Source organism: Aliivibrio fischeri (assembly GCF_009727955.1).
Classification (GTDB): Bacteria; Pseudomonadota; Gammaproteobacteria; order Enterobacterales; family Vibrionaceae; genus Aliivibrio; species Aliivibrio fischeri_A.
In genome coordinates this window covers 356660-383035 of record NZ_WOBR01000010.1, presented here as the reverse complement: position 1 = coordinate 383035, position 26376 = coordinate 356660, and the positions used below count along the sequence as shown (strand labels likewise).

At 37.8% G+C, this 26376-nt stretch carries 21 protein-coding genes, 1 pseudogene and 1 riboswitch; of the genes and pseudogenes, 12 read left to right on the top strand and 10 right to left on the bottom strand.

Annotated elements, in window-relative coordinates; all coding sequences use genetic code 11:
• Positions 1-84: 84 nt before the first annotated feature.
• Positions 85-1068, bottom strand: a pseudogene (locus GNP81_RS19475) (polysaccharide lyase 8 family protein); the annotation flags it as partial.
• A 370-nt stretch (positions 1069-1438) separates the two neighbouring features.
• Here GNP81_RS19475 and GNP81_RS14875 point away from each other — a divergent pair.
• From GNP81_RS14875 to GNP81_RS14840, 8 genes are all read left to right on the top strand, one after another.
• Positions 1439-2671, top strand: coding sequence for an anaerobic sulfatase maturase (locus tag GNP81_RS14875; RefSeq protein WP_155663358.1), 1233 nt, complete (start codon positions 1439-1441; stop codon positions 2669-2671).
• A 40-nt stretch (positions 2672-2711) separates the two neighbouring features.
• Complete coding sequence (locus GNP81_RS14870; protein ID WP_155673913.1) at positions 2712-4325, top strand: sulfatase family protein; 1614 nt, start codon at positions 2712-2714, stop codon at positions 4323-4325.
• Between the two features lie 71 nt (positions 4326-4396).
• Positions 4397-5914, top strand: a complete 1518-nt coding sequence (locus GNP81_RS14865; protein WP_155673912.1) for a DUF2264 domain-containing protein — start codon at positions 4397-4399, stop codon at positions 5912-5914.
• Positions 5915-6125: 211 nt separating this feature from the next.
• A complete protein-coding gene (locus GNP81_RS14860; RefSeq protein ID WP_155673911.1) occupies positions 6126-8774 on the top strand; it encodes a molybdopterin-dependent oxidoreductase in 2649 nt (882 codons plus the stop codon).
• Between the two features lie 256 nt (positions 8775-9030).
• Positions 9031-9885 (top strand): tagatose bisphosphate family class II aldolase, encoded by an 855-nt coding sequence (locus tag GNP81_RS14855; protein WP_005423588.1) that lies wholly within the window; start codon positions 9031-9033, stop codon positions 9883-9885.
• A 96-nt stretch (positions 9886-9981) separates the two neighbouring features.
• A complete protein-coding gene (locus GNP81_RS14850; protein ID WP_155673910.1) occupies positions 9982-10944 on the top strand; it encodes a sugar kinase in 963 nt (320 codons plus the stop codon).
• On the top strand, positions 10934-11584 hold the full coding sequence (locus tag GNP81_RS14845; RefSeq protein WP_155673909.1) for a bifunctional 4-hydroxy-2-oxoglutarate aldolase/2-dehydro-3-deoxy-phosphogluconate aldolase: 651 nt from the start codon (positions 10934-10936) through the stop codon (positions 11582-11584). The genes GNP81_RS14850 and GNP81_RS14845 overlap by 11 nt, the downstream gene beginning before the upstream one ends.
• Positions 11574-12155 carry a DJ-1/PfpI family protein gene (locus tag GNP81_RS14840; RefSeq protein ID WP_155673908.1) on the top strand — a complete coding sequence of 194 codons (582 nt, stop codon included), beginning with the start codon at positions 11574-11576 and terminating at the stop codon, positions 12153-12155. Before GNP81_RS14845 ends, GNP81_RS14840 begins: the two co-directional genes overlap by 11 nt.
• Positions 12156-12245: 90 nt before the next feature.
• Here the strand turns inward: GNP81_RS14840 and GNP81_RS14835 are convergent, their stop codons facing one another.
• Positions 12246-12857 (bottom strand): toxin-antitoxin system YwqK family antitoxin, encoded by a 612-nt coding sequence (locus tag GNP81_RS14835; RefSeq protein ID WP_012534832.1) that lies wholly within the window; start codon positions 12855-12857, stop codon positions 12246-12248.
• Positions 12858-13060: 203 nt separating this feature from the next.
• The gene (locus GNP81_RS14830) at positions 13061-13930 is read right to left on the bottom strand and encodes a LysR family transcriptional regulator (protein WP_155673907.1); all 870 of its coding nucleotides are present in this window, start codon (positions 13928-13930) and stop codon (positions 13061-13063) included.
• Positions 13931-14031: 101 nt separating this feature from the next.
• Between GNP81_RS14830 and GNP81_RS14825 the strand changes: the two genes are divergently transcribed.
• On the top strand, positions 14032-15225 hold the full coding sequence (locus GNP81_RS14825; protein ID WP_196587367.1) for an MFS transporter: 1194 nt from the start codon (positions 14032-14034) through the stop codon (positions 15223-15225).
• A gap of 25 nt (positions 15226-15250) precedes the next feature.
• On the opposite strand, the gene GNP81_RS14820 is transcribed toward GNP81_RS14825, so the two are convergent.
• Both GNP81_RS14820 and GNP81_RS14815 read right to left on the bottom strand, forming a co-directional pair.
• The gene (locus tag GNP81_RS14820; RefSeq protein ID WP_236798242.1) at positions 15251-16657 is read right to left on the bottom strand and encodes a sensor domain-containing diguanylate cyclase; all 1407 of its coding nucleotides are present in this window, start codon (positions 16655-16657) and stop codon (positions 15251-15253) included.
• Between the two features lie 421 nt (positions 16658-17078).
• The gene (locus GNP81_RS14815; protein WP_155673905.1) at positions 17079-17615 is read right to left on the bottom strand and encodes a cobalamin adenosyltransferase; all 537 of its coding nucleotides are present in this window, start codon (positions 17613-17615) and stop codon (positions 17079-17081) included.
• An 84-nt stretch (positions 17616-17699) separates the two neighbouring features.
• A riboswitch (cobalamin riboswitch) is annotated at positions 17700-17834 on the top strand.
• Positions 17835-17853: 19 nt separating this feature from the next.
• Here GNP81_RS14815 and GNP81_RS14810 point away from each other — a divergent pair.
• From GNP81_RS14810 to GNP81_RS14800, 3 genes are read left to right on the top strand one after another with little or no spacing between them, the layout of a single operon-like run.
• The gene (locus GNP81_RS14810) at positions 17854-18771 is read left to right on the top strand and encodes an ABC transporter substrate-binding protein (protein ID WP_155673904.1); all 918 of its coding nucleotides are present in this window, start codon (positions 17854-17856) and stop codon (positions 18769-18771) included.
• Positions 18771-19811: a FecCD family ABC transporter permease gene (locus tag GNP81_RS14805; protein WP_155672598.1), complete on the top strand. Its 1041-nt coding sequence runs from the start codon at positions 18771-18773 to the stop codon at positions 19809-19811. Before GNP81_RS14810 ends, GNP81_RS14805 begins: the two co-directional genes overlap by 1 nt.
• Positions 19808-20587, top strand: a complete 780-nt coding sequence (locus tag GNP81_RS14800; protein WP_155673903.1) for an ABC transporter ATP-binding protein — start codon at positions 19808-19810, stop codon at positions 20585-20587. The genes GNP81_RS14805 and GNP81_RS14800 overlap by 4 nt, the downstream gene beginning before the upstream one ends.
• A gap of 12 nt (positions 20588-20599) precedes the next feature.
• Here the strand turns inward: GNP81_RS14800 and GNP81_RS14795 are convergent, their stop codons facing one another.
• The 5 genes from GNP81_RS14795 to GNP81_RS14775 form a co-directional block, all read right to left on the bottom strand.
• Positions 20600-21238: a Crp/Fnr family transcriptional regulator gene (locus tag GNP81_RS14795; protein WP_155673902.1), complete on the bottom strand. Its 639-nt coding sequence runs from the start codon at positions 21236-21238 to the stop codon at positions 20600-20602.
• 139 nt (positions 21239-21377) lie between these two features.
• Positions 21378-22724, bottom strand: a complete 1347-nt coding sequence (guaD, locus tag GNP81_RS14790) for a guanine deaminase (RefSeq protein WP_155673901.1) — start codon at positions 22722-22724, stop codon at positions 21378-21380.
• Positions 22725-22780: 56 nt separating this feature from the next.
• Positions 22781-23500 carry a purine-nucleoside phosphorylase gene (deoD, locus tag GNP81_RS14785; RefSeq protein ID WP_005423543.1) on the bottom strand — a complete coding sequence of 240 codons (720 nt, stop codon included), beginning with the start codon at positions 23498-23500 and terminating at the stop codon, positions 22781-22783.
• A gap of 22 nt (positions 23501-23522) precedes the next feature.
• Positions 23523-24743, bottom strand: coding sequence for a NupC/NupG family nucleoside CNT transporter (locus GNP81_RS14780; RefSeq protein WP_155673900.1), 1221 nt, complete (start codon positions 24741-24743; stop codon positions 23523-23525).
• A gap of 230 nt (positions 24744-24973) precedes the next feature.
• On the bottom strand, positions 24974-26344 hold the full coding sequence (locus tag GNP81_RS14775) for an L-serine ammonia-lyase (RefSeq protein ID WP_155673899.1): 1371 nt from the start codon (positions 26342-26344) through the stop codon (positions 24974-24976).
• Between the last annotated feature and the right edge of the window lie 32 nt (positions 26345-26376).

Here is a 26376-nt window from a genome sequence, read left to right as displayed (position 1 = left end):
CTGAGCAGCCTGATACGTGGATACATAGTAAATTTTATCAAAGAAGTTTCGATAAGTATCATCGGTTATTTGGGTTTTGATCAGTGATGACAGTTGTTTATTCTTATCGCTATCTGGTCCATTGGTATAGAACAACATAGAGTTGACAATATTTAACCCAACATCATGATTTTGTTCAGCGCTTCGAGAAATAGAGCGACCATTAACCATATCCATCATTGCTCCTTTATACAGCAAAGGTTCATACGATTGGTTAATGATATTGTAAACGGCGCTAATAGTTTGGCTATCCATACTCCACGGTGAGCCTGCAACCGCGTTCATTTGAATGCCTAAACCACCAAGTAATACATTGCCATATGTACCGTTATAGGCAATATCAGAGTGTTGTAAGAATGACCCATCAGTGTAATAGCCATCCCCTTCGCTCACATATTCAATAACTGCAGGAAGAGCCGCAATGGCTTGGCTGATTTCTTCGCTGTTGTTTTCAAGCATGCCACGAATAAGCACAACTTGAGCGTTGTCGGTTCGATTGCCGCCAGTGGATTCTCGATAGTTAGGATTCGTTGATTCAGCAGCACCAGGACTGACTCCTAAGTGAGTTGGGTCTGGAGTGAAATAGCGAGTGGCATTAAGGTGACTGGTTATAATGGTTTGGTAATTGTCTTTAATATCATCAAAAAGTAGCACTAAAATGTTATGAATATCTTTTGGAATTGCCAATTCCCATTGCCACCAATTGCCATATTCTAATTGATTAACAAAGTAGAAATTTTGATTTATGTAGTTCATGGCAGTCATGATGTCATTTAGCATTAATTGATTATTTTCTAAATTGCCATCACGTAAACGATAAGCCTTTGCCATGGTAAATAAACGTTGATAGGAGCTGCGTATATTAGGACCGAGTGTCGTATCTTTATCTATTAATGGTAAATCATTCCAAATTCCAGAAGCGTTTGGTTGTGGTGTCATGCTATCCCAATGTTTTTGCGCTGAGTTATTGGTGCTGGCCACCATATTTTTTAGCGTTTGATCAAACGTGATAGCGGGATCGCCTAAATAATTTTCAGCCCAGTTTTCTCTTACTTGCTCAAAATCACTCGGTAAATATTGTGGTGTTTGGGTATTTTTTGCAGCGTAAGCGTTCCCCGTAAATAGAAATCACATAGAGAGAGCAATCGTATTCAAACGATGTTTTTTGATCATATACATAATTGGTTCCCTTTAAATATTAATGAATTTGTAAGATGCAAAATCACTTTCGATATTTTACGTTCGTAGGTTAACGAAAATGAATTGGTTATTTATCGATCAATATCGCAAATTATTTATTTTTGTTTTCTTTCGTTTGTTTGTGATGTCGATCTTTAAATCTTAATTTACTTTCGTGTATTGTTGCTCTTGCTTTCAAATACTTTCGATAGGGATCGTTATGGCTTCTAATGCACAACATGCTGCTTTTCATATGATGGCAAAACCAACCAGTTTTCATTGCAACTTAAAATGCGATTACTGCTTCTACTTAGAAAAAGATGGTGTGGTGAATAAGACGACATCTGAGCCAAGTGAAAATATGTCTAATGGAATGTTAAAGCGTTATGTGCGTGATTATATCCGCTCACATCAAGGGCAAGAGGTTGATTTCTCTTGGCAGGGGGGTGAACCAACACTAGCTGGCTTAGATTTTTATCGAAATGCAGTGAAATATCAGCAGCAGTACGCTGAAGGTAAAACGATTACGAATAGCTTTCAAACCAATGCTGTTGCCATTAATCGTCAATGGGCAGAGTTCTTTTCTCAACACAATTTTCTGCTTGGTGTTTCTATTGATGGCATTGCTGAGGTTCATGATAAATATCGTATTTCAGTTAATGGTAAACCAACGTTTGAGCGAGTGAAGCGAGCACTTGAATTATTAAAAGAGTACAAGGTTGAGTTTAATACATTAACGGTGATTAACGATCAAAATTTGCAACGTGGTAAAGAAACGTATCAAGCATTAAAAGAGTTAGGTTCAACTCATATGCAATTTATTCCAATTGTTGAAGTTAATGCGAATTGTCAGCAATCAACAAATGGACATTATTCTCCCTCACAAGATGCAGAGTTAACTCATTTTAGTGTGTCTGCTGATGGTTATGGGCAGTTTATGATGGCTGTTTTTAATCAATGGATTAAAGAAGATGTCGGTCAGATTTTTGTTCGTATTTTCGATAGTATTTTAGGCAGTTGGATGGGATACCCGGCTTCTACTTGTGTGCAATCGAAAGAGTGTGGGCAAGCCATGGTAATAGAAGCAAATGGTGATGTTTATTCTTGTGATCATTATGTTTATCCGGCAAATAAATTAGGGAATATTGAGCAAACGACATTAGCTCAAATGGCAACAAGTAAACAACAGAAGCGTTTTGGTTCCGCGAAATCCCTTAAGTTAACTGGTCAATGTGAAGTGTGTGATGTGTATCGTTTATGTCATGGTGGTTGCCCTAAACATCGCCTCGTTTCTCTTGATGGAGAAAAGCATAAGCACAATTATCTTTGTAAATCTTATCAGCAAATTTTTACGCAAACCGCACCTGCCATGCATTTAATGTCTCAAGCCATTCAACAAGGAGGAACCGCGATTGATGCCGTACCTCTGATTAAAAATACCCTACGTATTTAACGCAACACGATAAATTGAAAATAATAACAAGGAGTAAACAATGAACCTGTCCTCATCGAAGAAGACAGTAATTGCAAGCCTAGTTGCTGCTGCCTGTGTAGCTGCACCTTCGCTTTCTTATGCTGCAAATCACAATGCTGATCAACCTAACGTATTACTTGTCGTTATGGATGATTTAGGCACGGGCCAACTTAATTTTGCCCTAGACAGTTTGGATAAGTCTGAATTAGCTAAGCGCTCTGTCCCTGTCCGTTATCAGGGGGATTTAGATAAAATGATCGACGCCGCTCAGCGAGCGATGCCAAATGTTGAAAAATTGGCTGCAAATGGCGTTAAAATGACTAACGCATTTGTGGCACACCCTGTTTGTGGCCCATCTCGTGCAGGGATTTTTACTGGCCGTCATCCAACCAGTTTTGGTACATACAGTAATGATGATGCAAAATTGGGTATCCCTTTAGATATCAAATTATTGCCAGCACTTTTCCAAGAAAATGGTTATCGAACAGCGACAATTGGTAAATGGCATAATGCCAAGATTAAAGGCAAGAATTTGGTTGATGAAGATAAGCGAACTCGTGATTATCATGATAACCAAATCACAGTAACGCCAAAAGGCTATGGCCCAGAAGAGCGTGGCTTTGATTATTCATACAGTTTTTATGCATCAGGTGCTGCATTATGGGATTCTCCCGCTATTTGGAAAAATGGTAAAAACATTTCTGCACCGGGTTATTTAACGCATAATTTAACCGATCAAGCACTGAAGTTTATTGATGAAAGTGGTGACAAACCTTTCTTTGTTAACCTCGCATTCAGCGTGCCTCATATTCCATTAGAAGAAGCGTCCCCTGCAAAATACATGGATAGATTTAATACTGGTAATGTTGAGGCGGACAAGTATTTTGCGGCAATTAATGCAGCAGATGAAAGCCTTGGTATTATCATGGATAACTTAGAGAAGAAAGGAGAGTTAGATAATACTATCATCTTCTTCTTGTCTGATAACGGTGCAGTTCATGAGTCGCCAATGCCAATGAATGGAATGGATAAAGGCTTTAAAGGGCAAATGTATAACGGTGGTGTCAGAGTCCCATTTGTCGCTTATTGGCCAAAACACATTCCTGCTGGTGGTGAAAGCGATTCACTGATCTCAGCATTGGATATTTTACCAACGGCTCTAGCTGCAGCAGGCATTGATATTCCTGAAGATATGCAGGTGGATGGTAAAAACATTATGCCTGTTTTAGAAGGGAAGACGGAAACATCACCTCACCAATACTTATATTGGGCAGGTCCTGGAGCGAAACATTACAGTGAAGAAAATGATGCGTTCTGGTATGGCTACTGGAAGTGGATCACTTATGAAACCAATACAATTCCGAATAACCCAAATTTAGAAAAACTGTCTAAAGGCTCATGGGCGATTCGTGATCAAGATTGGGCGTTGTATTTCTATGATGATGGTTCAAATAAGGTGAAGCTATTTAATGATAAAGAAGATCCTTCAGAGTCGATTGATTTAGCTAAAAAATACCCTGAAAAAGTGAAAGAGATGAAAAATGCTTTCTATAACTGGATTAAAGATAAACCAAAACCAGTTGCTTGGGGCCAAGATCGTTACCAAATCTTAACTGAATCAGCAAAAGACTAAGTTAACGTTTTTTCTAAGCCACATGACCACCGTGTTTTGTGGCTTTTTTCGTTTTGAAAGGACAATAAATAATGAAGGTAGAAATTGAACCACAAACGTTGCGATATCAGCCCAAGAAAATAAGAGAAACGGTACGCCCAACAATTGCTTATGAGAATCCAAATGCGCTGACCTATTTAAAATCGATGAAAGAAAATATCATCAGATTTGCAAATAAAAAGTCACTCTATACTCAACATGATAAGTACATAAAAAATGTATTTATGGATAAAAGAGTCAATTTAAAATATCACTGTGATTCTATTGTTAGCTATATTGCAGAAGCTTTTATTCATTATTCAGTATGGGATCATAGCCATGCTTATTATCCGGGAAGACCAAGTCAACAAACAGCCAGAACTGATGCATTGGAAGGAACGAGTCGAACGTTACCAACATTAGCTGCATGGTTACACGCTAACGGAAAATCTAATACGATTATTACTGGGTTAAACCAACAACCCATATTAGTACCAGAGGTTTTACGTAAAGCCTTTTTAGCAGGAACTAACCCACAACATAAAGGCTACTGGGGAAAGCTACATCATTGTGATCAAAGAGTCTGTGAAAGTGCAGATTTAGCACTGGCACTATGGATGAGCAAAGAGTGGGTTTGGGATTGTTTTTCAATCGATGAAAAGCATCAAATCGTAACCTGGTTTAAACAGGTTAACCAGTGTGAAACCGTGGATAATAATTGGCATTTGTTTGTACTTACCGTGCAACTCGTATTGAAAGCGTTAACCGGTGAAGATGAAGTTCAATATGAAAAATACGAAAGAGTAAAAGAGTTTTATGTCGGTGATGGATGGTTTCGTGATGGAGCAAAAGGAAATTACGACTACTATAATGCGTGGGCTTTTCATTACAGTTTGTATTGGTTTACTCAAATCGATGTTGATTTTGATTCTACTTTTATAAAGAGTGCATTATCTGATTTTGTTGGCAATTATCGTTATTTCTTTGGTAAAGAAGGATTCCCTTTTTTTGGGCGTAGTGCCTGTTATCGCTTAGCTGCTGCTGCTCCATTATTAGCTGCTGTGGATCTACAAAGCGACAAAATAACGATTGGTGAAGCGAAAAGAGCTTTTCATTGTAACTTGAAATACTTTATTAGTAACGGTGCGTTAAAAGCTGGGTTACCCACACAAGGGTTGTTTGATGAAGATGTTCGTTTAGTTGATAACTACAGTGGCCCTGCTAGTAGTTTATGGTCATTAAGAGCATTGAATATCGCTTTGTTTTGTGGTGAAAAAATTAATCTTTGGCAAGCTGAAGAAGTCCCACTAGCAATTGAGCAAGACAATTTTGAGTTAGATATTTCTGCTATTAATCTGAAAGTTCTGGGTGTATATGAAACTCAAGAAGTGATAGCTATATTTAAAAATGAATATACTCAAGATCAATCTCCGCTTAGTAGACGATTACTTGCACCATCTCGATGGGAGCAAACAATAGAGAAAATAACCGGACGGGCCAACAGACCAAAGAATAATTTATTAAGAAAAGGGGTAACTTGTTACTCATCAAAAATGGAATCATTCTTTTAAAATTCAATCTTTCATGAAAATAGAAGTTAAAATCTTTTAAAATATAAGAAATGGTAGATAACGTGTAAGAATGGTTCTGTTTTAAGTTATGTATATTCTTATTTATTTAGAATGTGCATATAAAATGAATCTTTATAGGTTTAGAATGCATCTGTTAAGGATTTATTCACTATTGATAAGTGATAAATAGACTAAAAATACGGAATGCATTATGACTCTTTCTCGACGTACTTTTTTAAAAACCTCCATTGCGACTGCTATTGTTGCGGGTGGTGGTTTAATGGTTTATCCCGCTTCTAAATTTTTTGATGATGAGGATGTAGAAGTCATTCCTCATGCTAGCCATTGGGGACCATTTAACGCGATTGTAAAAGCGGGTGTTCTTGTTGGTATTCAACCTCGTAAAGAGCTCGATGCTATGCCTACCGAAATGCTGACAGAAGGTTTAATCGGTCGAGTTTATGATAAAACTCGCGTTAAATACCCGATGGTAAGGGCTTCCTATTTAGCCGATCCAAAAGGGGATACGAAACCACACTTGCGCGGTAAAGAACCATTTGTGCGAGTTAGCTGGGATACCGCTTTATCTTTGGTTGCTGATGCAATTCAAACTACTGCAACAGAACATGGTAATGAAGCTATTTTCAGTAGCTCTTATGGTGGATGGTCGCATGCTGGTTTAATGCGCCCTCAAGTATTACAAGGGCGATTTTTTAATTTAATTGGCGGACAAAGTACGACAACGGGTGACTATTCTGGTGGTGCCTCGCAAGTTATTCTTCCTCATGTTATTGGTGATATGGAAGTATACTCGCCACAAACCGCATGGCCTGTAATTCAAGAGAACACAGAAATCTTTGTATTGATAGGCTGTGATCCTTGGAAAAACAACCGCATTGAATTTCGCGTTGCGGATCACCAAATGTATTCTCATTGGAAGCAGTTTGCTGAAAATGGCATTCAGTTTATTTCAATTAACCCACAACAGACCCGTACCGATGATGAATTGGATGCAGAGTGGGTGAAAATTGTTCCAAATACAGACACCGCTTTATTTTTAGCTATGGCACAGCATGTTTATGTCAACGATCTTCATGATACCGCTTATTTGGATCGTTATACCGTAGGGGCTGACAAATACATCAACCATTTAATGGGAAAAAATGATGGCATTGTAAAATCACCAGAATGGGCTGCAAAGATCACGGGGATTCCTGCTGAGGATATTCAAAAAATGGCTATTCGATTCGCAACCAGTAAAACCCAATTTGCGGCGGGTTGGTCATTACAAAGAGCCGATCATGGTGAAATGATCCATTGGGCGATCATTAACTTTGCCGCCATGCTAGGCAAAATTGGTAAGCCGGGAGAAGGGGTTGGTTTTAGTTGGCATTATGGTAATGGTGGTATGCCACAATCAGGGAAAACACTTCCTATTGGCTTATCTCAAGGTAAAAATCCGGTGAGTGCGATTTGTCCTGCATCTCGTATTTCTGAAATGTTGATGAATCCAGGAAAAACCTTTACTAGAGATGGTATTGAATACACGTATCCGGATGTCAAAATGGTGTATAACGCAGGTAATAATCTTCTTTCTCATCAGCAAGATACGAATGAACTTATTAATGCACTTAATGAAAAAGTTGAAACGTTTGTCTGCCAAGACCCATGGTGGTGTGCTTCTTCTCGATATGCCGATATTGTATTGCCTGCAACCAGTACGTTAGAGCGTAATGATCTTTCTTCTGGTGGTACGTACAGTAACGATAAAATCTATGCTATGCGTCAGGTCATTAAACCTTACGGTGAAAGTCTTGATGATTTCGAAATCTTTCGTAAATTAGCCGAGATATTCAATGTTGAAGAGAAATTTACAGATGGTTTAGCGTTTGATGATATTTTGAAACGTGCTTATCACGCCTCATCAGCAACTTTATCATTTGATGAGTTTTGGAAAAATGGAGTCGCCTTATTACCTGTACCTCAAGAGGCAAATCAGTGGGTAAGACATGGTGATTTTTATCAAGATCCAGATAAGCATCCTTTGCATACCACATCAGGAAAAATAGAGCTTTACTGCCAAGATATTGCAAATTTTGATGTAAAAAATTGTCCACCAATGCCGACATTTTTAGAACCGTTTGAATATTTAGGGAACGCAAAACCAAACCAAGTTCATGTTGTGAGCCCTCACCCTTATATGCGATTACACTCGCAATTGGCTAATACAGAAGTTCGTAAATATGAAAGTGTTCAAGGACGTCAGTATGTACTGATTAATGACATAGATGCACAAAAACACGGTATTCGTTCAGGACAGTTAGTGGAAATATACAATGAACGAGGACGTGTTATTGCGGGTGCAAAAGTATCTGATCAGATCATGCCCGGAGTCATCAGTTTAGAAGAGGGGGCTTGGCTGCAATTTGATAGTCAAGGTCGCTGTAATAGTGGTTCTATTAATGTATTAACATCAAGCCAAGCATGCAGTGATTTAAGTCAGGCAAACAGTGCCAATACCTGTTTAGCTTATATTCAGCGCTGTCGAGATCCTGAGTCATCCAATTTGGCTTTCGAACCTCCAAGAACAGTGACGGTAGACAGTGATATTCGTGTCGATAAAGTTAATACAACTCTTGGTGAAGCAAATACAAGTTCAAGTGAAACAAAACAGAGTGTTGGTGAAGCTCTATTTTATCAACGTTGTACTATGTGTCATTCCGCAAAAGATCCGAAGCAGTACACTAAATCGCAATGGCATGGTATTACCAAAAGTATGTTTCCTCGTGCTGGGTTAAACCCATTAGAGCGAGAAGAGGTAATGGCATTTCTTGAAGCTAATGCTAAAGACGCGCAGTAATGTAAATAATTTCTCGTTTTATTTAGGCCCAAATAGCATGGCTGCTGTTTGGGCTTTTTTATGCATAATGATTAATAAAACAAATAATGAAAGGTTTCGAAAGTTAAATCTAGGTATATTATGGCCGTTAATCTTATTAAAATACTTTCATTTGCTTTCGTTGATTTTTTGTTCTGTGATCTTGCTCATCTTATTTATGTTTTCTTTCGAATATTATAATAGCGAAAGTAAACGAAGAATTTGACTTGAGGTTATTATGTTTCTTGTATCATCCCGTGAAATGCTCCACAAAGCGCAGTTGGGTGGTTATGCCGTTCCTGCATTTAACATCCATAATTTAGAAACGGCTCAGGTCGTTGTTGAAACTGCAGCAGAAATGCAAACACCAGTCATTCTTGCTGGTACTCCCGGAACATTTTCTTATGCCGGAACTGATTACCTAATCGGTATTTGTAAAGAAGCCGCAAAACGTTACCACATGCCTATTGCACTGCATTTAGATCACCATGAATCGTACTCTGATATTCAGAAAAAAGTAGAAGCAGGAATTAAATCAGCAATGATTGATGGTTCTCATTTAAGCTTTGATAAGAACATAGATCTCGTTCGTAAAGTGGTTCAATTTTGTCACCGTTGGGACTGTTCAGTCGAAGCCGAATTAGGTCGTTTAGGCGGTCAAGAAGACGATTTAATTGTTGATGAAAAAGATGCCATGTATACAGACCCAGATGCAGCGGTTGAGTTTATTAAAGCGACGGGCATTGATTCCCTCGCAATTGCTATCGGTACTGCACATGGATTGTATAAAGAAAAACCATGTTTAGATTTTGACCGACTAGGCATTATTCGCGGTAAAACTGACGTACCTTTAGTATTACATGGTGCATCAGACGTGCCTGATGAAGATGTACGTCGTTGTATTGAATTAGGTATTACCAAAGTAAATGTGGCGACAGAGCTAAAAATTGCTTTTTCAGATGCGGTGAAATCTTACTTTATCGAAAACCCGGGGGCGAATGATCCTCGTCATTACATTATCCCGGGTAAAGAAGCGATGAAAAAAGTCGTTCAAGATAAAATTCGAGTGTGTGGCAGTGAAGGGAAGCTGTAATACGAGTTTTGTTCCATTTTAGCCTTATATGGTTTTGCCGCATTGATTTAATCAAACCCTCTAATTGAATCAATGCGGCTTTTTTTAGGTTAGTGTATGAAAAAGACAAAAATTGCCATTATTGGCGAATGCATGATTGAACTCAGTGGGAATGCGTTCTCTACACAAACACAATCTTTTGGTGGTGATACGCTTAATACTGCTATTTATCTCTCTCGCTTACTTCCGCATGTTTCTCCTTATTATCTAACCGCATTAGGTCAAGATCAGTACAGTTCATTGATGCTAAAAGCGTGGGAAAAAGAAAACATTAATTGTTCACTTGTATTGCGAGATCAGAATCGTCTTCCCGGTTTATATAGCATAAATATTGATGATGAAGGTGAACGTAGTTTTCATTACTGGCGAGACAATTCAGCTGCAAAGTATATGTGCCAGCATCTTTTATTTGTACCTAATATCGCCAAAATTATGGATGCAGAAATTATCTATTTATCCGGTATTTCATTGGCTATTTTACCGACCCATGACCGTGAAATTTTATTCGACGTATTAGCGACATTAAAAAAACATGGTGCAACGATTATTACGGATTCAAATTATCGTCCAAGATTGTGGAAAAACAATCTCGATGCAAAGTTTTGGTTAGATAATTTATACCGATTAAGTGATATCGCTTTAGTGACAGGAGAGGATGAAGAGTTACTCCTTGATAAGCCGAATATGCCAGAAAAAGAAGTAGCAGATCGACTGCATGCACTAGGGGTGGGGCATGTAGTCGTGAAGCTCGGCGCTAAAGGTGCGATGTGGTCAACTTTTAAGGGAGACGTTGGCTATGTTAACGGGGAATCGGTCGACAAACTTGTTGATACAACCGCAGCTGGAGATTCGTTTAATGCGGCTTATATTGCGGCATACAGCCAAGGTGCATCCATGGCGGAAAGTTGTGCTTGGGGTAACCGCCTAGCTTCTCAAGTTATTCAGCATAAAGGAGCCATTATTCCTATGGACTACTTACAAACACTAATTACAGATATGGGACAGATTAATGAAAAATAATTTATGGATAGAAACGTTAAGAACACTTCGTGTTATGCCTGTGATTCAAATTGAGAACGCAGAAGATGCAGTGCCGTTAGCTAAAGTGCTAGTTGAAAATGGATTACCTGCGGCTGAAATTACCTTTAGAACTGAAGCTGCAGAAGAGTCAATTCGCCGTATTCGTCAAGCGTATCCAGATATTGTGTTATGTGCAGGAACCGTATTAACCAAAGAACAAGCGCAGCTGGCAACAGAAGCCGGTGCTGATTTTGTGGTTAGTCCAGGCTTTAATCCAAATACCGTTCAATATTGTTTAGATAACGATATCAAAATCATTCCGGGGGTTAATAATCCGAGCTTGGTAGAACAAGCATTAGAGATGGGATTATCTGCATTAAAGTTCTTCCCAGCAGAAGCTTCAGGCGGTTTGAATATGTTGAAGTCATTAACGGGGCCTTATGGAAATATTCAACTCATGCCTACGGGGGGAGTGAATCCAAATAATCTACTTAGTTACTTAGCCATTCCCCAAGTGATTGCTTGTGGAGGTACATGGATTGCTCCTACTGAAGCGATTCGAAACCATGATTGGGACATTATTGCTAAAAATGTACGTGAAACTTGTTCATTAGTGATGGGTAATGAAGATGGAAAATAATCAAATGACAAAGCATGTTGCGGTTTTGCTTGCGGATGGTTTTGAAGAAGGAGAAGCGGTGGTTTTTATCGATATAATGCGTCGCTTAGATATTAAGGTTGATGTGTTATCTTGCATGGAAACGACAGCGTTAGAAACCTATTTTGAAACACGAATATCTGCAGATTATACGCTAAAAGACAAAAAAGATGTTCTCTATGATGCGGTCATGATGCCTGGAGGCCCTAAAGGAACGGATAATTTATCTGCAAATTTGATGGTTATCGATTTTCTAAAACATCATATAGAGAAAGATAAATACATATGTGCGTTGTGTTCATCTGGAGCTAAGGTGTTAGCCGCTAATCATCTTCTTAATGGACGAAATTATACAACTGGTGGTGGACTGGAAAAGAAATTTAGCGATGGTTGTTTCCAAGATAAGAAAGTGGTTGTTGATGGACGTTTCATTAGTGGTAAAGGTCTTGGAGTGAGCTTTGAGTTTGCTTTTACTGTAGCCAAACATCTTTTGTCTGATAATGTTGAAAAAGTAGAGTGGCAAGCACAGCACATTTATTTTGATCATTTTTAATTGTTATTTTTAAATATGCATTTTGAAAAAGCCCTTATATCATAGGTATAAGGGCTTTTTATTATGGGTAATTAAACAAATTTAATCAGATTAACTCTCTGGCATCCATGTTTGTTCTGACACGACCTTTTGGTTTTTGAAGGTTAATTGTTCGACTTTATCACCATGGTTGTTCCAGTGGGTAACTGAGCCATCTTTGATCTTTCCATCGTCGTAATTTGCTTGAGTGGCTTTTTTACCATTAGCGTAGTAGCTGGTGTATAGGCCATCTTTTTGGCCATCATCATAATTAACGGTTAGGTTTTTTTCGCCATTGTCATACCAACGTGTTGCTTGGCCATCTAACTGATTATTTTTATAAGTGAATTCTGTTTTTTTCTGACCATTCACGTACCAAGTTTGCATTAAACCATCAAGCTTGCCGTCTTTATAATTAAGTTTCGAAGCCATTTGACCATTTGGATACCAATTACTTTCTGTACCAATTTCAACGCCATCTTTGAATTGAGCTTTTGTTGAGATTTGTCCATTATCGTATTTTTGAACAAATTTCCCTGTATAAGGTGTCTCTTGGTTTACTTGATAGGCAATGCCATTACGCATTTGTAAGTAATCAACAGAATCACTTTGTGTTGTTGTACCTGCATAACTAACACCAGATACAGCACTTAGAGCAAATAGAACAGGAATATATTTTTTCATTGTGACACCTCATTTATTAGCAAACAGTGTTTAGCGCTGTTATTTTAATGTTCATCTTTTATTACTTTCGTTACTGAGCTAGAAAGTAAGTAAGATTTAATATTCCACTAATTTTTAGTAATGTCAGTACCAAATTTGGTAGTCATACTTTGCATTTATGAGGTGTGATTTTAGGGAACTTTTCGTGCTTCTTGATGTAGCTTCTAATGGTTTTGTTTTACAAATTCGAGAAAAGTTCTATCAGCTTTAGACAAATAACCATTCTTTCTCCATGCAATGGATATATCTAAATAGATAGGTTCACTAAATGGAATAGAAACAATATCAGGCTCATTTTCAGTGGCTAATTCTAATAATGCACTAATGGCAAAGTCACGTTTTACAATTTTCATTATCACCGCTAATAGATTGGTTTCAAAAGAAAAGTTTGCAGTTAGTCCTTCTTGTTTACAGATTGCATCCAGTTTTTCTCGATGAAAGTATCCTTGTTTGAACATCACTAATTCTTGAGAGAAAAACTCTGAAAAAGTGAGTGATTTTTTATCCGCAAATTCATGTTCATTACTTACAACTGCAACCATTTGGGAGCGAAGCAAGTGATCAGAATCCAGTTCATTCGGTAGGTTTTTTATTTGTGTAATCCCAAGATCAATGTCGCCATCAAGTAGCATTTTTTGTATTGATTGAGCACCTGCATCAACAATGGTGAGCTTTAATTTTGGATAACGGCTTTTAAATGCCATCAAAACATCTGGGAAGTAATAGGTCCCCATAATACTTGGAACACCTAATCTAACTTCCCCTTTCTCTAAACCTCGTAATTCTTTCATCGCCAGAGTGGCGTCGTCCAATTGTTGTAGGATTTGCTTTGCATGAGTTAGTAAGACTTCGCCTTCATGAGTCAGTATCATTTTTCTCTCATCTCTACGAAATAGCTCTAGTTCTAATTGGTTCTCTAGTTTTTTTATTGCAACACTTAAGGCGGGCTGAGCTATGTGTAGAGCACGAGCGGCGTGCGTCATGTTTTTATGCTCAGCAATAGAGACAAAATAAGTAAGAAGTCGAGTATCCATGCGATAACCAAATGCTATTGAAATGATAATTATAATATATTTTCACTATTCAAATGGAGTTGCTACAGTTTTAGTACAGTTTTCTAATGGCGATCACTAAGATGATTGAATTTAAAAGTAAGGCGTATTATCAGGTAAGTGCAGCTCTTGCATTTGGGTCTTTTATTGTTTTTTGTAATTTATATTTGTTTCAGCCAATGCTGCCTGTTCTCGCTGAGCACTTTTCTGTATCCGCCACGAAAATCAATTGGTTGCTAGCTGCCGGAACATTCACGTTGGCCTTTATGCTTTTGCCTTGGGCTATTGTTTCTGATTTTATTGGTCGTCGTAAAGTGATGCTTTTAAGTTTATTTTTATTACCAGCAATAGGCTTATTGTCGCTATTTACAGATAACTTAACCGTATTAATCGTGAGTCGGGCCATCATGGGGATGGCTTTAGCTGGGTTTACTGCTGTAGCGGTTGCTTATATGGCTGAAGCATTTACAGCAAAAGCGTTCAGTTATGCAATTGGTGCTTATATTAGTGCAAACTCATTAGGTGGTATTTCAGGGCGGTTGTTTGGAGGGATTATTACGGATCATTTTGATTGGCAAACTGCCGTGATATTCATGGCTAGTGTCAGTTTTATTGGTGCGATGCTTGTTGCATTTGTATTGCCAAAAGAGAATAAAATCCATGAAGATAAAAATGAATTATCTTCTTATTATCGAGTGATAGTGCAACACTTAAGAAACCGGCGCCTCTTTCTTGCTATGATCATTGGTGGGGTGAATTTTGCTTTATTTGTAAACCTTTATTCGGTTACTGGCTTTCGACTAATTGCTGAGCCTTACTCTTTACCTTTAAGCGTCACTTCTATGATTTTCCTTTGTTATTTATCCGGAACGGTAAGCTCTAGATTAGTGGGGTTATGGAGTCAACGTTTTAGTTCTGTATTTGGCATGTTCGTAGGGACATTAATTAGCTTAATTGGAATGTTTATTACGACAAGCGATTCACTAGTTATAATAGTGATCGGTTTAAATGTATTAAGTTTTGGAGCGTTTTTTACTCATTCATTAGCTTATGGTTGGGTGAGTCAGCAGGCAGAAACCGCTAAATCTACGGCGACGGCTTTGTATTTGGTGCATTATTATGTAAGTGGTAGTTTAGGTGGTTTTTATTTGATGTATTGTTGGCAGCATGGAGGGTGGAGTACGGTAATGCTTGGAGCGAGTTTTCTATATATGATTATTTTTGCTTTATGCTGGCGTTTAAATCACTACGCCCAAACGAAAGTGGCTTGGGCGTAGTAAAGCTTAGTAATAAAAGCCTGAGTTAAAGATTTTCAAATACTTTAAATCCATTCTTTCCTGAACGTTTAATGTCATACATTGCGGCATCGGCATTGTGCATTAAGTCATTAATAGAACGACCATGTTCAGGGAAGAAAGCGATACCAATACTTGTGCTTAGTTGATATGGAATATCTTCAAGCATCAGTGGGGTATTACTGCTTTCTAAAAATTCTTCTATAAGAGCAAATATTGCATCTTCATCAATGATCGTATGAACGAGAACCGCAAATTCATCACCACCTAATCGCGCTACATAGCTATTTTCAAAGAAAGTACTATATAGATTTCTCGCTACTGCTTTTAATGCTAAATCACCAGCACTATGGCCAAAATTGTCATTGAGATCTTTAAATCCATCTAAATCAATGTAGATCAGAGCTAACTTAGTTTCATTTTTCCGTGCTTTTTGCATTTTCCAATGAAACAGTTTTTTAAAGTATCCACGGTTGATTAGGCCTGTCAGGCTATCATGGTGAGCCAGTTTTTTTATTTCGTTATGATCAATTTTTTTCTTCAGCTGTAATTGAGTAATTACCAACGATACAATCAAAGAAAGTAGAATAAAGCATCCAATTAGAATCACTTCACCGCTTGAGATTCGTTCAATTGACCATTTAGGGTAGTTAGGAACGAAAGTGATTAATCGCCAGCATGAGTCTTTTTTCACAATTTTAACTGATTTCGCTGAATCTAAATTTTTAGGATAAGCGAAAACAGAATCAAATGTTAAGATACCTGAACCAATTTCATATTGACCTTTTGGTTTTTTATCAATACAAGAATAAGTTATTGGATAAATTTCCGGGTATGTTTTACTTTTGTCATCACTAAACATGAAAGCAAATTCGAGATCAGGTCTTTTATCGTAAAATAAAAAGTAATTATTACTGTTTATTAACATATGATGGTTTCTTTTGTCTAAAGAAAATAGTTTTAAACCATCTAATAAATGAGCAGCTAGGTAATTGAGTATAACAATGCCTCTTTTATTCCCCTGATCATCATATACAGGCGTTGCTAGACGAATCATCGGCTTATAAGGTTCTTCAATCTCACCATGTTCAATATTTAAATCTAAAATAGAGATATAAATATCCCCATCATTTAAAGATAAGCTGTCTTGAAAATAATAACGATTAAATTTATTTTGTAATTCATTACCAGTAACAACACTTGGAATACCATTATTATAGTTAATACGAATGAGCTCATTACCTTCAAGATCAAGGTATCTTAATTGGTCATAAAGACCTTTTCTTAAACTTAGAGCAAGCGTATTCATTTCAGCTTGTTTGATTAGCTTAGGTTCGTGTTTTTGATACGCTTTGTTAATTTCAATAAAATCAGAAAGCAGCAGTAAATCTTGCCCAATGCTGTTTAGAGTCATGGCAATGTATTTTTTTTGTGCTGAAATTAGAGCACTTTGTTCTGATTTTATTTTACTTATTTCTATCTGGTTTTGAGAGTATTTATAAAAATAAAATACAGAAAACAATAAGATATTTAATATTGTAAATAAAACGATAAAGCGTGGCCAAAAAAATAATTTATTGGACTTACTAAATGTAATCACTCTAATCACTTAACCTAATTTTAACAAAAAGCCATCCGTTGTATGACTGCAATAATTGAGGGAGGGACTTTATAATATATAAGGTTTGCTATCAATATAATTAGAGGTCATAAACCAAGTTGCATTGACCTATATCGTATTATTTGCTTTGATAATGAAAGAGAATATTATGGTTCTTATTATTAATATTCCCTTTCTTTATTTACTTAACTTTTGGTTTACATTAGCGCATCATTTATTCGGGTTTTGGATAATTTATGCTGATGTATTCTGGTTCTTCAATCCCAGCATCTTGATTAAGAACTCGAGTTAAGACGAAATAATAATTAGCAAGCGCGTTCGCAAAACGAGGAAGGGTTTCTGGAATGTTTTTATTGGTTAATTTATCTATTTGAACTAAAGCACGAACGACTTTCTTACTTAAACTTCGACATTGATGCAATTGAATGACTGGGCCGGTACCACGAGGAAGCACAAAACGCTTACCTTTATCATGAACTTGCTCTTTAAAGTAAAACATTTCAGATACGAGGTATTGAACGTCTTGTTCAAATATCCCGCACTTCCCGCGAATAGAACCATTAAGGTGAAATATTTTTGGTTGTAGGCGCCCTAGCGATTCACGAACTTCTTGGTTAGTTACTTGTGATAACGCTAAGCCAGTATAGGCACACAATTCATCCGTTAAGATTTCAAAGTCACATAATGGGCTGTCTTCAAAAATGAATGGATAGGATAGTTCACCAATATTTCCAGATGCTTTAAGTGCCATAAATAATTACTTCGTGGTTTAAATAGGTGAATGATTTTATCACGTTGTATGGGGTATCTCTAATTAATCCTATGTTTTCAGGGTTATAGATAGAATATATCAACGTAGCAACGTACAATGAGGATTACTTCGGAATACGGTGAGAATCCGTAACGGGCGCGCCACTGTGAGAACTTGCGAGAGTTTGAGTCAGATACGAAGTTGGTTCATATTATGTACGCGATTTACAGGAGTTGCCATGCGTTGGCTTGCGTTAAACCCATTTATTATTGTTTTTTCTCTTTTGCTTTCTTGGTCAGCGATGGCCGAAACTACCTATCCATTACATGTTGTTGATGGGTTAGGGAATACCGTTATTTTAGAGAAAGCTCCTACAAAAATCTCGTCTAAAACTTTGTTTACTGATGCTATATTGCTGGAGTTAGTCAATGAAGAGGCATTATCGAGTTTAACGGATTTAGCTAATAATCCTAACTACTCAGCGATTAAAGACATCTTACCTAAATCGGTTCCTTTGCTGGCACTTAATGTTGAAATGATCATCGCGAATCGTCCAGATCTTGTTTTTGCAGCTAATTGGAGTGATGCGTCCAAACTGGCGATCATTGAAAGTGCTGGAATTCCAGTTTATCGAATTCAAACGCCTAATACGTTAAAAGAGATTGAAGCCGAAATTTTGCGGCTGGGGGATATTGTTAATCAACGACCTGCTGCTGAGCTTGTTATAAACAAGATGGAAAAACGGTTACAGCGTGAGCTTATCATTCCAAGTTATAAGTTGACAGCTCTTGATTATAATCCATGGGGCACATCGAGTGGTCAAGATTCTACTTGGGATGAAGTCTTAAAACAGGCAAATTTGAATAATGCCATTGAAGGATTGGTAAGTGATAAATACGGACAAGTTCCTGTATCTAAAGAAATGGTGATAGCTTTAAATCCAGATATTTTATTTATTCCTGCGTGGGTCTATGGAGATGAAAAAGGCGCAGATAAATTTAAGCAAGACGTGCTATCTGATCCTTCATTACAATCGGTAAAAGCAATTAAAAATGGACGCGTTTATCAAATGCCCCACGTTTTAAGAAGCGTTTACAGTCAATATATTATTGATGCGATTTTGTTTGTTAATCATTCTGCTTATAAGAAACGCTAATGTCTTTTTATCGTTTAACCTCATTCCAAGCGGTTGCTGCTATTTGCGTATTTTTAGGATTATTCTTGGCTTATTTAAGTCTTGGTGCAGTTCATATCCCAATCATTGATATTTTAGCTATGTTTAAGAGTTATTTGGTTGGTGGGAGTGAATTAGCGGCAAAAGAGTATCCGCTTGCCTCTGCTATAGTGATGCACATTCGTTTGCCAAGGGCGTGCGCCGCAATTCTGGCTGGAGGTGCACTGGCTTTAGCAGGAGCATGTACTCAAGGATTATTTAAAAACCCATTAGCGAGCCCTGATGTATTGGGGGTGAGTTCGGGAAGCAGTTTTGGTGCTGTTATCGCTATTGTGACGGGTTTTTCTTTTATGAACCCGATGTGGTTACCTGTTTTTACAACGGTTGGTGCACTTGCTGCTTCTGCATTTATTTATGTTCTTGCATCTCGTCATTCTTCTTCACAAATTTTATTTTTAATATTAACTGGATTGGCGTTATCCAGTTTATTAGGTGGTGCCCGTATGGGGCTGCTATTAATGGCGCAACAGTATGAAGTCAGTCAATTTGTTTTTTGGGCAATGGGTGGGCTAGATGGTCGTATGTGGCAGCATTTATTATGGCCAACGCCTGTGATTATTATTGTGTCTATCTTGTTACTCAAGGAAAGCCGTTCTCTCAATTTACTCGCGTTAGGGGAGGAAAGCGCTCATGGTATGGGTCTAAATGTAAAACAGACTCGATTTAAATTATTGATGTTTGCTACGTTATTAACTGCGATGTCTATTGCCATTGCTGGACCTATTGGTTTCATCGGCTTGATGGTTCCTCATTTAGTTCGCCTATTAGTTGGACCAAGTCATGAAAAGTTATTGCCGTTTTCAGCCGTATTTGGTGTGATATTTCTATTGGTTTGTGACTTATTAGGGCGTTGGATCATTGCGCCTAATGAATTGAAAGCAGGTATTATTACTTCATTTATTGGTGGTTGTTACTTTATTGGTTTGATCATTCGATTTCAAAGAAAGGGACGGTTAGCATGAAGCCATTATTAAGTGTTTCCCAATTAAACTATCACGTTGGGGTTAAAGTATTATTAAAGTCGATTTCATTTACCATCAATTCTGGTGAACTGGTTGGCATTATTGGACCAAATGGTGCAGGTAAAAGTACATTAATGAAATGCATTAGTGGGTTTCAATCCTATGTTCAAGGAAGTATTGAAATCCAAGGTAAGTCCCTTGCTTCACTCTCTCATATTGAGCGTGCGTTATGTATGAGTTACTTGCCTCAATACAGCGAAGCGGCTTTCCCTTTTAACGTGATGGAAACCATTGCTTTTGGCTTTCATGCAAAACAGCAAAAAATCACCATGTCATCGACAGAGATAGACGTAAAAAGCCGTGCCGCATTAGAAAAAGTAGGAATAGCACATTTACATAAGCGTAATGTTACCGACTTATCTGGAGGCGAAAAGCAACTTGTACACTTTGCTCGAACCTTAGTTCAAGATACCCCTTTAATGTTGCTTGATGAGCCGACAGCTAGCTTAGATATTGGCCATGAATCTCAATTGATGAATGTCTTATATCAAGAGTGCCAAAAAGGAAAATCAGCATTGGTTGCTATTCATAATTTGAATACCGCTGCTGAATTCTGTGATCGTTTGATTTTGATTAACCACGGTGAAATTATGGCTGAAGGAAAGCCAAATGATGTGTTGAATGAAGAGAATATTCGTACCTTATATCAAGATTTGGTGATGGTATCTCATCATGCCGTGACAGGAAATACGCTCGTGTCACCATATAAAAAATAGTTGTGATCATTTTTATCTGTCTACTTCGGTATAAAGCACTTCGTCTTTTAGTGCTTTTTCATCCAGTAACTCAAACTCATGCCCTTGTTTGATTAGCTTATTTTCTTTTTCCAAAACTTGTAAAATTTGGCGGTAACATCGGTCAGTTATACCTAGCTGCTTGGCTTTTAAAGTCACAGGAATTTTAAATAGAGGACTACTTGAGTGCTGTTTTAATTCGAGGACCTGCTCGATGACATTAATCCTTGCTGATAATGTGATGTTATTCATCAGCTTGGTGATATTTTTGTTATATCTTGTTGAAATGAATTCGAGCAGAAGAATTGTTAGTTCTGGTTTTTCTCTTAATAATTCAAGAAGTTTAAGTTTAGGAATTTTATAGAGATAGCCAGCTTTGTTAGCTTTAACATTCAAAGTTGAATACGGTTTTTGCTGGAAGAACTCCATCTCACCTAAAGGACCTGAATAATTCGTATCTACTCCAAGAATAAATTCTTTACCATGTTCATTTATATGGAAAATGGTTAAATCGGCATCTTGGCAAAATAGAAGCGAATTAATTGGTGTAGATTGCTGTAAAAGCAATTCATTTTTAACATAAGAGATCTTAGGTAGATTAAGTTCTGAGATTAATTGTTGAAACAGGTCCATTCTCTATCTCTGTGTATTAAAGATAGCTCTATGGTAATGGTTTCATAAAAAAATGCGATAATAATAAAGAGCGAGTTGCAGAATATTCTGATTTGTCTCAGGTAGCGATTTTTCTTCTGCAAACTCAGCTCTAAACGTTTTACTTTACTTGCTTACCATCAACCCAGACTTGGCGAATATTGTTTCTGGTTGTGTGAGTGATGATTTTTTCTAGTATATCTTGAGGTGAATCGAATTCAGGACAAATTAAGAGATTAGAATTTTCATCATCAATAACTAGAGCGTCGAAGCGGTAACCCTTCTTAAACTGTCCAACTGGTAGCTTTAGTAATTGACCGCCACCTGTTGTTGCCATCCAGTAAGCTTCTAGTAATGAGACTCGGCTATTTTCTTGACCCCTTATCTCTGCTGGTAGATTCGCATTCGTTCCACATTCTCGTGCTCTTGAGTGAAGGACTGCATCTGAGCAAGCCATGAATAGGGAGGGAAAAGGGCCACCTGCAATGTCAGAGCCTAATCCTAGTTGAATATCTTGATCTAAGTATTCACGTAATGGCAGTGCTGCATTTGCAAAATAGATATTGGATCTTGGGCAGTGAGCGATTCCTGCACCTTTTTGTTTGATGGTGTTAATGTCAGAATCGGTTAAGAAGATTGAGTGAGCTAAGATGGTTCGTTCACCCAGTAACCCTGCTTCGTTGTAAATTTCGATATCTGTTTTATTGTATTTTTCTTGGCTGAAATCTCTTGCCCAATCGCTTTCTGAAGCATGAGTCTGAACCGCACATTGATATTTTTTCGCTAAATCACCTAACCCTTTTAATGCGTCTAACGAACAGGTGGGGATAAATCTAGGTGTGATGACTGGTTCGACTAAGTTATTGTTATTCGCTAGTTGAGAAAACGATGTTATGAATTTTTCAGCTTCTTGAATAGAGTGCTCTGCGCTCTCTTCGACGTAGTAACTAGGACACATCTCCTTATCATCCATTGATACTTTACCAACTAATGCGCGTTGGCCATATTTAATGCAAGTCTCTGCTAAATAAAGAGAAGATGAAGTATCTATAGTCGCAAAGTAGGTTGCTGTTGTCGTGCCGTTAGCTAAATAGGTTTTTACTAGGTGAGGGTAGTACTGTTCTGCAAATGACAGCTCGCTAAACTTATGTTCTAAAGGGAACGTATAATGGTCAAGCCATTCATTGAGAGGAAGATCTAACCCTTTCCCAGCTTGAGGCCATTGTGGCGCATGAACATGGAGATCAACCATACCCGGCAATAAAAACTGTTGATCTGTTAACTCTTGCAGAGAATTTTTTTCTTTTAATGCGTTAAGCGTTTTTGAATAACTAGGATCGGAAGGATGGAGAACGTCACATATCTTACCTTGCTGATCGATAGTAATCAGCCCATTAGAGATAAATTCAAATTCCCCTTTAATTGGGCAATGATAAATTTTACCAACGATGCCTTTTTTTATATTCATTATTTATTTCTACACTTTAAAAAAGGCCAATGGTTAATTGGCCTTTAAGATATGTTTTATTCAGTTGGTAATTTTAATGCCACATCCAGTGCAACATTGATCATTTCATGAAGTTCTGTTCGGCGTTCATCTGCCGTTAAATGTTCATGATTTTTAATATGATCAGTCACTGTACATAGGGCAACGGCATTACAATGGTTTTCTGCTGCTGCACTATAAAGTGCGTTAACTTCCATCTCTACCCCAAGAATGCCATAGCGTGCCATCATATCGTATTGCTCTTCATCTGGACGATAAAATAGGTCAGAAGAAAAAACGTTACCTACTAGGTAATTAATGTCAGTCGTTTTTAACGTATTAACACATTCGCTAAGCATATTGTAATTCGCAGTTGCAGCAAAATCGTTATCTTTAAAACGAATACGATTCATTTTTGAATCGGTTGATGCACCAATAGCTACAATAAGATCTTTAAGTTTCACATCATCATGAATAGCGCCACAGCTTCCAATGCGGATGAAGTTTTTTACTTTATACGTTGTCATTAGTTCATGAAAGTAAATGGATGCAGAAGGTGCGCCCATTCCGTGACCCATGACTGAGATTTTTCGACCTTTAAATTCGCCAGTAAAACCTAACATGCCACGGACATCAGTAACTTGAACAACATTTTCTAAATAAGTTTCTGCTATTAATTTTGCGCGAAGCGGATCACCTGGCATCAAGATAGTATCTGCAAATGCATCCAGTGGTGCATTAATGTGTGGAGTCGACATGATTAATCCTTATAAGTACATGTTAAGAAAATGAAAGAAGCGCACCAGCAATGGTACCTGACATTAAGTTTGCAAGAATTGCGGCCACTAAAACACGAGGCCCAATTTCAGAAAGAATATGGCGTTTATTTGGACATATCGCACCAAGACCACCAATAACCATAGCTAAAGAACCAATGTTGGCAAAACCACAAAGACTAAATACAACAATAGCTTGAGTCTTTGGAGACAAGGTTTCTGCTATTTCAATAAAGTTGATATAGGCAACAAACTCATTAACCGCAATTTTTTGGCCAATTAGTGATGCTGCGGTAACGGCTTCGCTCCAAGGAACTCCCATTAAAAAAGCCAGAGGAGATAATATATAACCGATAATCAGTTCTAGGCTTAAACCTTCAATCGAGATTAAATCACCAATACCGCCAACTAAGCTATTTACTAATGCGATCAAAGCAACAAAGGAGATAAGTAAGGCTGTTACGGTGGCGACTTGATTCATCCCCATGATAGAACCATCAGTTATTGCATCTAAGAGTGATTTAGGTGTGGTTGCGTCATCGATTTCGATTTCATTAGTGATTTTTTCTTGTTCTGTTTGTGGGCAAAGTAATTTGGCAAACAGAAGTCCAGCAGGAGCCGTCATAAAGCAAGCTGTTAAAATATATTTTGGGTCTATCCCTAAGTTGATATAGCCAATCATTGTACCGCCAGCAACGCTCGCTAATCCGCCTGTCATTACCGCAAACAGTTCAGAGCGAGTCATTTTTTTGATTAACGGACGTACCATTGAAGGGGCTTCGATAGGACCAACAAAAATGTTGGCAGTAGCAGACATTGATTCCGCCTTACTCGTACCGAATAATTTAGATAACACACCACCGATTAAATTAATCACAAACTGCATGATTTTTAGATAATAAAGTACAGAGATAAGTGCAGAAATAAAGATAACGACACAAAGAACGTTAATAACAAAAATGAAGCCGACTTTATAGTTAGCGAGATCACCAAATACGAAGGTTAATCCTTCATTCGAGAAGTTAATAATATGATTAACGGCATCACTCATCATTTGTAGTATTCCTTGGCCTAAAGGAACGTACATTACAAAAGCCCCAAATGATATTTGAGTAATAAGCGCAATGACAATGGTTCTTACATTGATGGCTTTTTTATTCTCGGATAGTAAAAACCCAATGAACAATAGCACCAAGATTCCAACACAGCTCATGAATAATGACATGAAATACTCCAAAGGATTTAAAAGGTAATGAGACAATACGGCGGCTAAAAAAGTAAAAAGCGGAAATTTTTCCGCTCTTATCTATTTGTGTGGGAATAGTATGATAGTAGTCACAAATTAAAGAGGTTGATTTGTATTTCTGTTATGCAAATCAAACTATGAAAATAAGGCTTAATCGAATCATTTAGGCCAGTAGAAGAAGTACCTAATGGGAATTAAAACGATCATTATTACTCACAAGGAGGAGCCATATGGATTAAAGCTAATCCTCCTAGTGAAGTTTCTCGATATTTCTTATTCATGTCTTTGCCTGTTTGGTACATGGTCTCAATGACTTTATCTAGTGAGATTAAACATTTGCTTGTGCGTTTTAATGCCATACGTGAAGCATTTATGGCTTTCATTGCTCCCATTGCGTTTCGTTCGATGCAAGGCACCTGAACAAGTCCCCCAATGGGATCGCAAGTCATGCCTAAGGAATGTTCCATTGCAATTTCAGCAGCCATACAAATCTGCTCATTACTGCCACCCAGAAGTGATGTTAATCCAGCGGCGGCCATGGAGGACGACACGCCAACTTCACCTTGGCAGCCAACTTCGGCTCCAGAGATTGAAGCGTTGGTTTTGTATAAAATTCCGATAGCTCCCGATACGGCTAAAAAGTCTTTAAGCTGCTTAGTGTCTAAGGGTTTAATAAATTTGTGGTAGTACATCAAAACACTTGGAATCACACCTGCTGCACCGTTTGTTGGGGAGGTTACAACCTGACCGCCAGCTGCATTTTCTTCGCTAACGGCAAAAGCAAACAGATTCACCCAATCTAATACTTCCATAGGATCATTATATGTGGATGTATTCACTTCTAATTTTTTGAGTAATGCTGGCGCTCTACGGGTGACATTTAACCCACCTTCAAGAATGCCTTCAGTTTGAAAGCCTCTTTCCATGCAAAGGGACATGACTTTCCAGATTTGGTCTGCTTTAGAATTAATTGCTTCTATTGACTGGAATGAGACTTCGTTACGTAATACTAATCCACTTAGGCTTAGGCCATGTTTTTCCGCTTTTTCTAGCATTTCATCCGCTGAGCCAAAAGGGAACTCTACCTTGATTTCTGGTGCTTGATTTTTATTTTTAAGCTCGCTTTCGGTTGCGATGAAACCGCCGCCAACAGAGTAATACGTTTCGATTGCGATTCGTTTATTATCAGTAGTAAAAGCAGAAATAGTCATGCCATTTTCATGCAGGGGCAAATTCGTTTTATGAAAAAGCATGTCTGTCTGATAATCGAAGTTGATAGTTGATATGCCAGAGAGTTGGAGGGTATGTTCTTCTATTGCCTTACGCATAGCGTGATTAGCACTGGTTATTTTTATCGTATCGGGTTTGTTTCCAAGTAAACCCAGAAGCGTTGCACGATCAGTATGGTGCCCTATACCGGTTAATGAAAGAGAACCATAAAGATCGACTTGAATACGCGTTATTTGAGGTAAGTAGGGCTCAATCAGTTGAGTAAAATGATAACCCGCAATCATTGGCCCATTAGTATGAGAACTTGATGGGCCAACGCCAATTTTGAAAATATCGAAGATAGAAAGCATAACAACACCTTAAAACTGTATTTATTGTTTTT

Bases quoted from the DNA above. Each gene is read 5' to 3' on its own strand.
- GNP81_RS14875 (WP_155663358.1), top strand. From the start codon at position 1,439: ATGGCTTCTAATGCACAACATGCTGCTTTTCATATGATGGCAAAACCA.
- GNP81_RS14870 (WP_155673913.1), top strand. From the start codon at position 2,712: ATGAACCTGTCCTCATCGAAGAAGACAGTAATTGCAAGCCTAGTTGCT.
- GNP81_RS14865 (WP_155673912.1), top strand. From the start codon at position 4,397: ATGAAGGTAGAAATTGAACCACAAACGTTGCGATATCAGCCCAAGAAA.
- GNP81_RS14860 (WP_155673911.1), top strand. From the start codon at position 6,126: ATGACTCTTTCTCGACGTACTTTTTTAAAAACCTCCATTGCGACTGCT.
- GNP81_RS14855 (WP_005423588.1), top strand. From the start codon at position 9,031: ATGTTTCTTGTATCATCCCGTGAAATGCTCCACAAAGCGCAGTTGGGT.
- GNP81_RS14850 (WP_155673910.1), top strand. From the start codon at position 9,982: ATGAAAAAGACAAAAATTGCCATTATTGGCGAATGCATGATTGAACTC.
- GNP81_RS14845 (WP_155673909.1), top strand. From the start codon at position 10,934: ATGAAAAATAATTTATGGATAGAAACGTTAAGAACACTTCGTGTTATG.
- GNP81_RS14840 (WP_155673908.1), top strand. From the start codon at position 11,574: ATGGAAAATAATCAAATGACAAAGCATGTTGCGGTTTTGCTTGCGGAT.
- GNP81_RS14835 (WP_012534832.1), bottom strand. From the start codon at position 12,857: ATGAAAAAATATATTCCTGTTCTATTTGCTCTAAGTGCTGTATCTGGT.
- GNP81_RS14830 (WP_155673907.1), bottom strand. From the start codon at position 13,930: ATGGATACTCGACTTCTTACTTATTTTGTCTCTATTGCTGAGCATAAA.
- GNP81_RS14825 (WP_196587367.1), top strand. From the start codon at position 14,032: ATGATTGAATTTAAAAGTAAGGCGTATTATCAGGTAAGTGCAGCTCTT.
- GNP81_RS14820 (WP_236798242.1), bottom strand. From the start codon at position 16,657: ATGACTCTAAACAGCATTGGGCAAGATTTACTGCTGCTTTCTGATTTT.
- GNP81_RS14815 (WP_155673905.1), bottom strand. From the start codon at position 17,615: ATGGCACTTAAAGCATCTGGAAATATTGGTGAACTATCCTATCCATTC.
- GNP81_RS14810 (WP_155673904.1), top strand. From the start codon at position 17,854: ATGCGTTGGCTTGCGTTAAACCCATTTATTATTGTTTTTTCTCTTTTG.
- GNP81_RS14805 (WP_155672598.1), top strand. From the start codon at position 18,771: ATGTCTTTTTATCGTTTAACCTCATTCCAAGCGGTTGCTGCTATTTGC.
- GNP81_RS14800 (WP_155673903.1), top strand. From the start codon at position 19,808: ATGAAGCCATTATTAAGTGTTTCCCAATTAAACTATCACGTTGGGGTT.
- GNP81_RS14795 (WP_155673902.1), bottom strand. From the start codon at position 21,238: ATGGACCTGTTTCAACAATTAATCTCAGAACTTAATCTACCTAAGATC.
- guaD (WP_155673901.1), bottom strand. From the start codon at position 22,724: ATGAATATAAAAAAAGGCATCGTTGGTAAAATTTATCATTGCCCAATT.
- deoD (WP_005423543.1), bottom strand. From the start codon at position 23,500: ATGTCGACTCCACACATTAATGCACCACTGGATGCATTTGCAGATACT.
- GNP81_RS14780 (WP_155673900.1), bottom strand. From the start codon at position 24,743: ATGTCATTATTCATGAGCTGTGTTGGAATCTTGGTGCTATTGTTCATT.
- GNP81_RS14775 (WP_155673899.1), bottom strand. From the start codon at position 26,344: ATGCTTTCTATCTTCGATATTTTCAAAATTGGCGTTGGCCCATCAAGT.